Genomic DNA, 11,823 nt, shown 5'->3' on the forward strand with positions numbered 1-11,823 from the left:
ACTCCCTTGAAGCGGAGGCCGTCCGCGGAGATCCACCTCCTGCGGGCGGCTTCACAGCTGTCGAGGCGTCACGACCGTCACGACCCCAAGATCGACGCCAGGAACTCCCCGACCCACCCGAGCAGTTCCCGCCCGACCAACGGCTTCCCGCCCACCTTCGCGGTCTTCGGGCGCGGTACCAGCACCTGGTGGGCCGCCGGCTTGATGACGCTCCCCGGGTACAGCCGCTTGAGCCGCAGCTCCTGGGACTCGCGCAACTCCACCGGCGCGAAGCGGATGTTGTTGCCCTGGAGGACGATCTCGCCGACGCCACACGCGCGTGCCAGCATCCGCAGGCCCGCCACCAGCAGCAGGTTCTCCACCGGTTCGGGCAACTTGCCGTAGCGGTCGACGAGTTCCTCGCGTACGGCCTTGACGTCCGCCTCGGAGTTCACCGAGGCGATCGACCGGTAGGCCTGGAGGCGCAACCGCTCGCCGGGGGCGTAGTCGTGCGGGACGTGCGCGTCGACCGGGAGCTCGATCTTGACCTCCAGCGGCGGCTCCTCCTCCACGCCGCCCTCCAGGGAGGCCCGATAGTCCGCGACCGCCTCGCCGACCATACGGACGTACAGGTCGAAGCCGACGCCCGCGATGTGGCCGGACTGCTCGCCGCCCAGGAGATTTCCGGCTCCGCGGATCTCCAGGTCCTTCATCGCGACGTACATGCCCGCGCCCATCTCCGTGTGCTGGGCGATGGTCGCCAGGCGCTCGTGGGCGGTTTCCGTGAGGGGCTTCTCCGGCGGGTAGAGGAAGTAGGCGTAGCCGCGCTCGCGGCCTCGGCCGACCCGGCCGCGCAGCTGGTGCAGCTGGGAGAGGCCGAAGTTGTCGCCGCGCTCCACGATCAGCGTGTTCGCGTTGGAGATGTCGATGCCGGACTCGACGATCGTCGTGGAGACGAGGACGTCGAACTTCTTCTCCCAGAAGTCGACGACCACCTGCTCCAGGGCCTGCTCCGACATCTGGCCGTGGGCGATGGCGATCCGCGCCTCGGGAACGATCTCGCGCAGGCGCGAGGCCGCCCGGTCGATCGACTCCACCCGGTTGTGGATGTAGAAGACCTGGCCCTCGCGCAGCAGTTCGCGGCGGACGGCCGCGCCGATCTGCTTCTCCTCGTACGGGCCGACGAAGGTGAGTACCGGGTGGCGCTCCTCCGGGGGCGTGGTGATCGTCGACATCTCGCGGATGCCGGTGACCGCCATCTCCAGGGTGCGCGGGATCGGGGTGGCGGACATCGTCAGGACGTCGACGTTCGCGCGGAGCTTCTTCAGCTGCTCCTTGTGTTCGACGCCGAAGCGCTGCTCCTCGTCGACGATGACCAGGCCCAGGTCCTTGAACTTGGTCTCCGAGGAGAACAGCCGGTGGGTGCCGATGACGACGTCGACCGAGGCGTCGCGCAGGCCCTCCAGCACCGCCTTCGCCTCCGTGTCGGTCTGGAAGCGGGACAGCGCCCGTACGTTGACCGGGAACTGCGAGTAGCGCTCGGAGAACGTCCCGAAGTGCTGCTGCACCAGCAGCGTGGTGGGCACGAGCACCGCCACCTGCTTGCCGTCCTGTACGGCCTTGAAGGCGGCCCGGACCGCGATCTCCGTTTTGCCGTAGCCGACGTCGCCGCAGATCAGGCGGTCCATCGGGACCGACTTCTCCATGTCCTCCTTGACCTCGGCGATGGTGGTGAGCTGGTCGGGCGTCTCCACGTACGGGAAGGCGTCCTCCAGCTCGCGCTGCCAGGGCGTGTCGGCGCCGAAGGTGTACCCGGGCGCCGCCATGCGCGCGCTGTACAGCTTGATCAGGTCCGCCGCGATCTCCTTGACGGCCTTCTTCGCGCGCGCCTTGGTCTTCGTCCAGTCGGCGCCGCCCAGGCGGTGCAGGGTGGGGGCCTCACCGCCGACGTACTTGGTGATCAGCTCCAGCTGGTCGGTGGGGATGTACAGGCGGTCGCCGGGCTGGCCGCGCTTGGCGGGGGCGTACTCCACCACCAGGTACTCGCGGGTCGCGCTCTGCACGGTCCGCTGCACCATCTCGATGTAGCGGCCCACGCCGTGGTGCTCGTGGACGATGTAGTCGCCCGCCTCCAGGGTCAGCGGGTCGATGGTCTTGCGGCGGCGGGCCGGCATCCGGGCGCCGTCCTTGCCGGCCGCCTTCTGGCCGGTGAGGTCGGTCTCCGTCAGGACGGCGAGCCTCAGTACCGGATCGACGAAGCCGTAGTCGATGGACCCGCACGCCACGTGCACGACCGACGGGGAGATCTTCCCGAGGTCCGTCTCCAGGCGGGCCGCGACGCCCTCCGTACCCAGCACCTCGACCGTACGGGCCGCCGGGCCGTGGGCCTCGGTCACGAACACCGTGCGCCAGCCGTCGGCGAGCCAGCCCTTGGTGTCGGCCAAGGCCTTGGCCGTGTCGCCCCGGTAGGTCTCCGGGGCGTGCATGCCCAGCTTGAGCGTGTCCGCGTCCAGTGCGTCCAGTTCGAGGTCTGCCGCGAACGGCGACACCGACCACCACATCATGTCCAGCTCGCGCGCCCGGTCCCGGACGTCCGCGATGGCCCACAGGGAGGCCGCGCCGACGTCGATCGGCGCCTCGCCGCCCCCGGCGGTGGCCGCCCAGGAGGCCTGGAGGAACTCCTGGCTGGTGGCCACGAGATCCGCCGCACGCGTGCGTACCCGCTCCGGATCGCATACGACGGCCATGGAGCCCTTGGGCAGCACGTCGAGGAGCAGCTCCATCTCGTCGACCAGGACCGGCGCGAGCGACTCCATGCCCTCCACGGCGATGCCCTCGGCGATCTTTCCGAGCAGCTCGCCGAGTTCGGGGTGCTGCTCGGCGAGGGCACGCGCGCGTGCCCGCACGTCGTCGGTCAGCAGCAGTTCGCGGCAGGGCGGGGCCCACAGGCCGTGCTCGGCGACCTCCAGGGAGCGCTGGTCGGCGACCTTGAAGTAGCGGATCTCCTCCACGTCGTCGCCCCAGAACTCGACGCGCAGGGGGTGTTCCTCGGTGGGCGGGAAGACGTCGAGGATGCCGCCGCGTACGGCGAACTCGCCTCGCTTCTCGACGAGCTCCACGCGCGCGTACGCGGCGGCGGCGAGGGCGTCGACCACGGCGTTCAGGTCGGCGGTCCCGCCCGACTTCAGGGCCACCGGCTCCAGGTCGCCGAGGCCCTTGACCTGCGGCTGGAGGACGGACCTGACGGGGGAGACGACGACGGAGACCGGGCCGGTCTCGGGGTCGTCGGCGCTGGGGTGGGCGAGGCGGCGCAGTACGGCGAGACGGCGGCCGACGGTGTCGCTGCGGGGGCTGAGGCGCTCGTGCGGGAGGGTCTCCCAGGACGGGTACTCCACGACGCCCTCCGGCGGGAGCAGCGAGCGCAGGGCCGCGGCCAGGTCCTCCGCCTCCCGTCCCGTCGCCGTCACCGCCAGCACGGGGCGGCCGGCCTCGCGGGCCAGGGCGGCGACCGCGAAGGGGCGGGCCGCGGGCGGGCCGACCAGGTCGACGTGCATGCGGTTGCCGTCGACGGCCGCGGTGATCGCTTCCGCGAGGGCGGGGTCCTTGACTACGGCGTCGAGCAGACCGTGCAGGCTCATTCGGGGGCGGCTTTCGTCAGAGTTCGTCAGGGTTCTTCAGGGGGCGGGCAACGCGAATCGCCCGACTCGTGTTACGGGCCGGGGGGTCTCCAGGGTACGACGCCGTCGGGTTGGGCGGCGGGGCTGTGGATAACCCTCCCGTTGTCTGGTGCTCGGGGTTCGTGTGGGCGTACCAGGGGGCTCCGCCCCCTGGACCCCCGGGCCTATGCCCACCCACCGCCCGACTCGGTCGGCCAAGAAGCTGGGCTCGAAAAGACACCAACGCACCCGGCGCCGAGAAGTCCCCCCTGACTTCTCGGCGCCGGGCCCTCCCCCGCTCTCGGTGGTGGCTATTCGGTCGCGATCGCGTTCAGGACGTTCATCCGGCCCGCCCGGAACGCCGGGATCAGGGCGGCGAACAGGCCCACGAACGCCGAGCCGATGAACACGCCGATGATCGTCGGCCAGGGGATGTCGAGGACGTTCAGACCCTCCAGGGCGAGCAGCTTCTGGGCCGTCGCGCCCCAGCCCATGCCCAGGCCGAGGCCGAGCAGGGCGCCGAAGAGGGCGATCACTATCGACTCCATGCGGATCATCCGCCGCAGCTGGCGCCGCGAGAGGCCGATGGCCCGCATCAGGCCGATCTCCCGCGTCCGCTCGACCACCGACAGGGCCAGGGTGTTCACCACACCCAGGACCGCCACGATGATCGCCAGGGCGAGCAGGCCGTAGACCATGTTCAGGAGCTGGCCTATCTGGTCCTTCAGTTCCTGCTTGTAGTCGGTCTGGTCGCGGACCTGGTACTGCGGGTAGTTGTCCAGCGACTTCTTCAGCGCCGCGTACGCCTGCTCCGTCTGGCCTTCCTTCGCCTTGGCGAACATGATCGTGTTCGGCGGGATCTGGTCGGCCGGGACGTACTTCCGCATCGTCTCGGTGCTGATGTAGCGGGCGCCCTGGTCGAGGGCGCTGTCGTCGCTCGTGATGGCCGCGACCTTCAGCTTCGCCGTCTCGCCGCCCTTGAAGGCGACGCTGATGGTGTCGCCGATCCGTACGCCGTGCGCCTTGGCGTAGTCCGAGCCGACCGACATGGCGTCCTTGCCGTAGGCGGCCGTCAGGGTGCCCGCCGTGGTCGCGCGGCGCAGGTCCTCGGCGTACGACGGGTCCGCGGCGGTGACGCCGGAGTCGTCGGTCTTGCCGTCGGGCGAGGTCAGTGTGGCCTCGAGTTCCTTGTAGCTGGTGACGTGGGCCAGGCCGGGGGACTGCTCCATCGCCTTCTCGGCCTGCGGCACGATCCGCTGGTTGCCCTGGACGATGAAGTCCGCGCCGACCGACTTGTCCAGCTCGCTGGTGGCCGAGGCGACCATCGAGGAGCCGACCACCGAGAGGCAGGCCACCAGGGCCAGGCCGATCATCAGGGCCGCGCCGGTGGCACCGGTGCGGCGCGGGTTGCGCAGGGCGTTGCGCTCGGCCAGGCGGCCCACCGAGCCGAAGGGCCGCAGCAGGACGGAACTGATCACCCGGACGACCCCGCCGGCCAGCACCGGACCGATGACGACGAACCCGATCAGCGACAGCACCACGCCGGCGCCGAGTATCAGCGAGCCGTCGCTCGCCTTGTCGGCGGAGGCCGCCGTGAACAGGGCGAAGACACCGGCGCCGGTAAGGACCAGGCCGATCAGGCCGCGCACCCGGCCCGCCCTGACATCGGCCGGCATACCGGCGTCGCGCAGTGCGGCCATCGGGGAGACCTTGCCGGCCCGGCGGGCCGGGAGATAGGCGGCGAGGACGGTGACCACGACGCCCAGGACGAGCCCGGCTATCGGGGTGGCCGCCTTCACGGTCAGGTCGTCCGTCGAGAGGTTCATCCCGGCGGCCGACATGAGCTTCATCAGGCCGATCGCGATGCCGACGCCCGCGCCCACGCCCAGGACGGAGCCGACGAAGCCGAGCAGCAGCGCCTCGACCAGCACCGAGCGGTTGACCTGCTTGCGGGACGAGCCGATGGCCCGCATCAGGCCGATCTCCCGGGTGCGCTGGGCGACCAGCATCGAGAAGGTGTTGATGATCAGGAAGATGCCCACCAGGAACGCGATCCCGGCGAAGCCGAGCATGGCGTACTTGATGACGTTCATGAACTCGCCGACGTCCTGGCGGTTCTCGTCGGCGTTCTCCTTGGCCGTCTGGAGCTTGTACGTGCCGTCCAGGGCCTGGGCGACGTTCTGCTTGAGCTGGGTGTCGGACAGGCCCGCCTCGGCGTTGACGTAGATCTGGGTGAACCGGCCGGTGGCGCCGAGGAGTTCGCGCTGCGCGGTCGGGGTGTCGAAGAAGACGATCGCGGCACCGGGGTTGGTCACCTTGAAGGTGGCGATGCCGACGATCCGCGCCTTGAAGTCACCGGCGACGGAGATCGTGCGCAGTTCGTCGCCCATCTTGAGGTGGTGCTTGTCGGCGGTGTCGGCGTCGACCATCACCTCGGTGGGTCCGCGCGGGGCGTGACCGGAGGTGATCTCCATCGAACGCTCGTCGTTCTTCGTCCAGTTGCCCGCGATCGTCGGGGCGCCGTTGCTGGAGCCCATGTTGTCGTTGTCACTGTTGACGACGGTGACGGCCGACGAACCGACCGCGCCCTCGGCGGACTTGACGCCCTGCGCCTTCTCCACCTGGGCCACCGTGGACGCGGGCAGCGACTCGGGCTTGCCGTTCTGCGGGGTGTCCTCGCTCTTGGCCTCCTTCGGGGCGACCGTCACGTCGGACGCGGTCGTCGCGAAGAGCTTGTCGAACGTCGTGTTCATCGTGTCGGTGAACACGAGCGTGCCGCACACGAACGCCACCGACAGCAGCACCGCGACCGCGGACAGGGCCATGCGTCCCTTGTGCGCGAAGAAGTTGCGCATCGAGGTCTTCACGACGGTCATGACGTGCGCCCCCGGGCGTCGAAGTCCTTCATGCGGTCCAGGACGGCCTCGGCGGTCGGCTTGTACATCTCGTCGACGATCCGGCCGTCGGCGAGGTACAGCACACGGTCCGCGTACGACGCGGCCACCGGGTCGTGCGTGACGATCACGATGGTCTGGCCCAGGTCGTCGACCGAGCGGCGCAGGAAGCCCAGGACTTCGGCGCCCGCGCGCGAGTCGAGGTTTCCGGTCGGCTCGTCGCCGAAGATGATCTCGGGGCGGGCGGCCAGGGCCCGCGCCACGGCGACTCGCTGCTGCTGGCCGCCGGAGAGCTGCGTCGGCCGGTGCTTGAGCCGGTCGGCGAGCCCGACGGTCTCGACGACCATGTCCAGCCACGCCTTGTCGGGCTTGCGGCCGGCGATGTCCATGGGAAGTGTGATGTTCTCTATCGCGTTCAGCGTCGGCAGCAGGTTGTACGCCTGGAAGATGAACCCGATCCGGTCCCGGCGCAGCTGCGTGAGCTTCTTGTCCTTGAGGCCGGTGATCTCGGTGTCGTCCAGAAAGATCTGCCCGGACGACACGACGTCGAGACCGGCGAGGCAGTGCATCAGCGTGGACTTGCCGGACCCCGAAGGGCCCATGATCGCGGTGAACTGACCGCGGGCGATGTCCACGTCGACGTGGTCGAGGGCGACGACACGGGTCTCCCCGGACCCGTACGCCTTCACGACCTGCCGCGCCCGCGCGGCAACGGCCGTACGCCCTCCAGTGCCCCCGTGCCTGGGAATGGTCACAGCCGATGTCACGGTATGTCTCCTATGTCGGTCAGCAGGTAAGTCGCGTTGAATTGCGAAGTCGTGTGGAGTGCTACGTCGATGAGTCTGGCCGAAGGAGGGGGCCCGGCGCGCTGGTGCTCAGCGCAGTCTTCTACTGAGGAAAACCCCACCCCCGTGGGTGCGGTGAACCGCCCCCGACCGCCTCCCAGCGGCATAAAGCCAGATTAAGGACCACGTCGGCCCGTCTCGTCCTCCGGCGGTACGAACCCTCCCCGAGCCGTAGTACGGAGGTACCCCTAGGGGCAGTCCACCGGCGGGTGGAGCCGTTCTCGGGGTCCGCTCCACCCTCCGGCCCACTCAGGCTCCACCCTCCCGCAGCGTGAGGGTCAAGCAGTCCCGCGTACTCCCGCCAGGTACATGGCGGATGCGAAGCTGTCGGTCGGCAGATAGGTGCAATGGGAAGGAATCTGGGTGGGAGACACGAGACCCGCGATACAGGAGGCCGCACAGCGAACCGGACCGGACCGGCGCGGCGCCGTCGTCGCCGCACTGATGCTCGCGATGGCGCTGGCGGCGCTCGATTCCACCATCGTCTCCACGGCCGTGCCGCAGATCGTCGGCGACCTCGGCGGCTTCTCCGTCTTCTCGTGGCTGTTCTCCGGCTATCTGCTCGCCGTGACCGTCACCCTCCCCGTCTACGGCAAGCTCTCCGACACCTTCGGCCGCAAGCCCGTGCTGATCGCGGGCGCGGTCCTCTTCCTCCTCGGCTCCCTGCTGTGCGCCCTGGCGTGGAACATGGGCGCGCTGATCGCCTTCCGGATCGTGCAGGGCCTGGGCGGCGGGGCGTTGCAGGGCACGGTGCAGACCCTCGCCGCCGACCTCTACCCCCTCAAGGAACGCCCGAAGATCCAGGCCAAGCTGTCCACGGTGTGGGCGGTGTCGGCGGTCGCGGGACCGGGCGTGGGCGGGGTGCTGGCGGCGTACGCGGACTGGCGCTGGATCTTCCTGGTCAACCTGCCGATCGGCGCTGTCGCGCTGTGGCTGATCGTCCGGCACCTGCATGAGCCGGGGCAGGATGTCGTACCCAAGGACGAGAGAACGACCGGCACGCGTACGCGTGTCGACTGGGCGGGCGCGCTGGCGGTGTTCGCGTGCGGCGGCGTCCTGCTCACGGCCCTGGTACAGGGCGGGGTCGCGTGGCCGTGGCTGTCGGGCCCGTCGATCGCCTTGTTCGGTACGGGACTTGGGCTGGTGGCAGTCGTGGTGCTGGTGGAGCGGAGGGCCGCCGAGCCGATCATCCCCGGGTGGGTGTGGCGCCGCCGTACGATCGCCGCGGTCAACCTCGCCCTCGGCGCGCTGGGGCTGCTGATGGTGGCGCCGACGGTGTTCCTGCCGACGTACGCCCAGTCGGTGCTCGGCCTGGCGCCGGTCGCCGCCGGATTCGTGCTCTCCGTATGGACGCTGAGCTGGCCCGTGTCGGCGGCGCTCAGCCAGCACGTGTACCGGCGCATCGGCTTCCGCAACACGGCGATGCTGGGCATCGGAACGGCGACCCTGATCCTGTTGGCGTTCCCGTTGCTGCCGTATCCGGGCCAGGCCTGGCAGCCGACGTTGCTGATGCTGTTGCTGGGCTGTGCGCTGGGGTTGTTCCAACTCCCGCTGCTCGTCGGCGTCCAGTCGACGGTCGGCTGGGCGGAACGCGGCACGACCACCGCGTCCGTCCTGTTCTGCCGGCAGACCGGCCAGACGATCGGCGCGGCGCTCTTCGGCGCGGTCGCGAACGGCGTCCTGGCCGCACGGCTCGGCGGCGCGAGCGACCTCGACTCGATGACACGCGCCCTGGACGCGGGCACCGCGCCCGAGGCGACCCGTCGGGCGATCGCGGACGCGGTGCACACGGTGTACCTGGGGGCGGGGTGCGCGGCGGCGGTGGCGTTCCTGGTGCTGCTGTTCCTGGCGCCGCGCAGGTTCCCGGTCCTCAAGGAGTGACCTACGGGTCAAGACCGGTCAATACCTGGGAGGAGTCAGGGCAGGGAGGTGTCAGGGCAGGGAGGTGTCAGGGCAGTCGGACGGAGACCTCGGGGTTCGCCGCTGACGGCCCGTCGAGCAGTGGCTGTGCGATCCCCTTCAGGTGCCGGTCGAAGAAAGCCGCGATGTACGCGCGCGTGAGGGCTTGCTCGCGCTCGAAGGGGAGCTGGCTGGAATCGGGGATGCCGGCCAGCTCCGCGAGGAGCGGCACGTCGGTGAAGGAGCCGTGGTCGGCTCCGGCGACCGTCAGCCAGCGCTTCCAGCCGTCCAGGTGGGCCCAGGCCTCATCCCAGGTCGTGTCGAGGGTCCTGGCCTGGGCCCCGAACATCAGGAAGGGACGGCCGTCGAGGTCGGGGAGGGGGACGAAGAACGTACCGTCCATGTTCGCGCCGGCCCGCACGCGCGCGTCGGCGCCCATCGTCGCGGCGGCGGCGTTGCCGCCGATCGAGTGCCCGGCCATGCCGATCCGCTTCGGATCGATCATGCGGGCGTACCGCCAGGCGGGGTGACGGCCGGTCAGCCGGTCGAGCACGAAGGAGACGTCCACGGCCCGGCTCCGGGCGACCTCCGCGATGCCGCCCGCGGGAGGCTCGTCGCAGATGGCGCAGGGCAGGGTCTGCCCGTCGGGCAGGGTCGTACCGGCGTTCTCATACGGATGGTCGACCAGCGCGACGACGTACCCACGACTGGTCAGGTCCTCGGCGAGGCCGGTGAGGGTGGCGCGCGGGAAGGTGAAGCCGGGCGAGAGCACCACAAGCGGGAACGCGCCGCGCGCCGGACGCGCGTCGGTGTGGGCCCAGGTACGGACGCCGCTGATCACCTCGGGCGCGACGGTGGCGTCCGGTGCTCTCAGGCGCAGCAGCAGGCGCGCCTCCTCGTCGGTCATGTACGGGGCTGTGGGCCCGCTCGTTGCGGACCGAGCCGGGTAGTACATCGACACCATCAGCTGCCGCGGGCCGGCGGACGGCACCCAGGGGTCCTCGCGGTCGGCGTCGACGAGATGGAGCGTGCCGCGGCCGACCGCGTACGGGCCGGTGGGGCGGGGCAGTTGGACCGGGGCGTCAACGGCGACGGAGGCGGTTGCGGCTGCGGGCACTGCGGCTGCGGTGCCCGCGCCGACGATCGGCAGGGTCAGGGTCAAGGTGAGCGCGAGCACGGCGGCCGTGGCTGTGGCAGTGGCAGTGGCAGTGGCTGTGGATAAGTGGCGTGGTCTGTTCATGCAGAGGACGTTAGGGCGCGGGCCCAGTACTTGACGTCCGCTCGTGGGACCACAGGAGCCATACCTCGGGCGGACGCCCGGCCCCGCTTGTCCGTCCCCAGTCGGACGGACAAGCACCCTCACTCCAGCGCGGCCCGTCCCGTAAGTGTCGCCAGACTGTTCCGCACGTGATCCATGTGCGCCCGTACGTCGTCCCACCGCTCGCCGTGCTCCCGCAACACCCGCTCCGTCTCCCGAGCGATCCGCTCCTCCCGCGCCCGCGCCTCCTCCACCACCTCCGCGGCCCGCGCCCGCGCCTCCTCCTGCCGCCGCCGAGCCGACTCCTCCGCCTCGGCGAACGCCTGCTTCGCCTCGGACAAGGCGGACTCGGCCCGCGTCACCCGCTCGGCATGACGGGCGTCCAGCGCGGCCACCCGCTCCTGCGCCTCCCGCTCGGCCTCGGCCCACCGCTCGGCGTGCTCCTTGGCCTGCTCGGCGAGCATCCCGGTGGTGCGCTGCCGCATCTCGCGCAGCCCGGCCAGCGCCTCACCGCGGCGCTCCTTCACCTCGCGCCGGGCGCCGATCCGGATCTCGTCGGCCTCGGCGCGGGCCGCGAGCAGGAGCTGCCGGGCACATTCGTCCGCCTCGGCGCGCACGGTGTCGGCGTGCGCCTGTGCGGCCCCGCGCACGCTGTCCGCGCGCGCCCGTGCCTCCTCCACAAGGCGTTGCACCTCCTGCCGCGCCCCCTCCCGCACGGCCGCGGCCTCTTCCTCCCCGAACTGGAAGAGCCGCCGCGCACGCTCGCCGAGCGCCTCGTACGTCTGCGGAGCGAGCTGCGCCACGGTCTCCCGCAGCGCCACCGCCTCCGCCTCCATCTCCTTGGCGAGCACGGTGAGACGGGCGGCGCGCTCCCAGGCTGCGTCGCGGTCGCGGGAGAGGGCGCGGGCGTACGCGTCGACCTGTTCGGGACGGTAGCCGCGCCCCCGTACGGCCACGAATCCATGTGGCGACCCCGCTGCGCTGCTCATCCTGGAACCCCTCTCCGCCGAACCGACACGGACGGACGCGAAATGATGATTTCGCGCATATCTTGATGTATCGGGTGTAAACGGGCACAACGCGACACTCCGCGGAGAGGTTACGGTCGCGGAGGGGTTACGGTCGCGGAGAGGTTTCGGTCGCGGAGAGGTTACGGTCATACGGCGCATGCCGAAGGGCCGGGCCCGATCACACGACCTTGGGTTCTAGTGGTCGTTGCAACACCCCAGTTCAGGGGATGCAATGGACTTCGAGATCCGTAGGGACCGGACGGCTCAGGGCCCTGTGAGGCT

At 70.5% G+C, this 11,823-nt stretch carries 6 protein-coding genes; 1 reads left to right on the forward strand and 5 read right to left on the reverse strand.

Features of this window, described 5'->3' with window-relative positions:
- Positions 1 to 77: 77 nt before the first annotated feature.
- From mfd to AB0I77_RS35205, 3 genes are all read right to left on the reverse strand, one after another.
- Positions 78 to 3,617, reverse strand: coding sequence for a transcription-repair coupling factor (gene mfd / locus AB0I77_RS35195; RefSeq protein WP_363286832.1), 3,540 nt, complete (start codon positions 3,615 to 3,617; stop codon positions 78 to 80).
- 329 nt (positions 3,618 to 3,946) lie between these two features.
- Complete coding sequence (locus tag AB0I77_RS35200) at positions 3,947 to 6,511, reverse strand: FtsX-like permease family protein (protein WP_363286833.1); 2,565 nt, start codon at positions 6,509 to 6,511, stop codon at positions 3,947 to 3,949.
- A complete protein-coding gene (locus AB0I77_RS35205) occupies positions 6,508 to 7,296 on the reverse strand; it encodes an ABC transporter ATP-binding protein (RefSeq protein WP_363286834.1) in 789 nt (262 codons plus the stop codon). The genes AB0I77_RS35200 and AB0I77_RS35205 overlap by 4 nt, the downstream gene beginning before the upstream one ends.
- Positions 7,297 to 7,737: 441 nt before the next feature.
- Here AB0I77_RS35205 and AB0I77_RS35210 point away from each other — a divergent pair, with 441 nt between their 5' ends.
- A complete protein-coding gene (locus AB0I77_RS35210) occupies positions 7,738 to 9,255 on the forward strand; it encodes an MFS transporter (RefSeq protein ID WP_363286835.1) in 1,518 nt (505 codons plus the stop codon).
- A gap of 67 nt (positions 9,256 to 9,322) precedes the next feature.
- Here AB0I77_RS35210 and AB0I77_RS35215 read toward each other — a convergent pair whose 3' ends face one another.
- Both AB0I77_RS35215 and AB0I77_RS35220 read right to left on the reverse strand, forming a co-directional pair.
- The gene (locus AB0I77_RS35215; RefSeq protein ID WP_363286836.1) at positions 9,323 to 10,513 is read right to left on the reverse strand and encodes an alpha/beta hydrolase; all 1,191 of its coding nucleotides are present in this window, start codon (positions 10,511 to 10,513) and stop codon (positions 9,323 to 9,325) included.
- Positions 10,514 to 10,632: 119 nt separating this feature from the next.
- Positions 10,633 to 11,520 (reverse strand): cellulose-binding protein, encoded by an 888-nt coding sequence (locus tag AB0I77_RS35220; RefSeq protein ID WP_363286837.1) that lies wholly within the window; start codon positions 11,518 to 11,520, stop codon positions 10,633 to 10,635.
- Between the last annotated feature and the right edge of the window lie 303 nt (positions 11,521 to 11,823).

Origin of the sequence: Streptomyces sp. NPDC050619, from assembly GCF_040654815.1 — a bacterium.
In the GTDB taxonomy this organism is placed as follows: Bacteria; Actinomycetota; Actinomycetes; order Streptomycetales; family Streptomycetaceae; genus Streptomyces.

What these genes read in the sequence shown, in the direction of transcription:
- AB0I77_RS35215 (WP_363286836.1), bottom strand. Translation starts at nt 10,513, where the DNA reads ATGAACAGACCACGCCACTTATCCACAGCCACTGCCACTGCCACTGCC.
- AB0I77_RS35220 (WP_363286837.1), bottom strand. Translation starts at nt 11,520, where the DNA reads ATGAGCAGCGCAGCGGGGTCGCCACATGGATTCGTGGCCGTACGGGGG.
- AB0I77_RS35200 (WP_363286833.1), bottom strand. Translation starts at nt 6,511, where the DNA reads ATGACCGTCGTGAAGACCTCGATGCGCAACTTCTTCGCGCACAAGGGA.
- mfd (WP_363286832.1), bottom strand. Translation starts at nt 3,617, where the DNA reads ATGAGCCTGCACGGTCTGCTCGACGCCGTAGTCAAGGACCCCGCCCTC.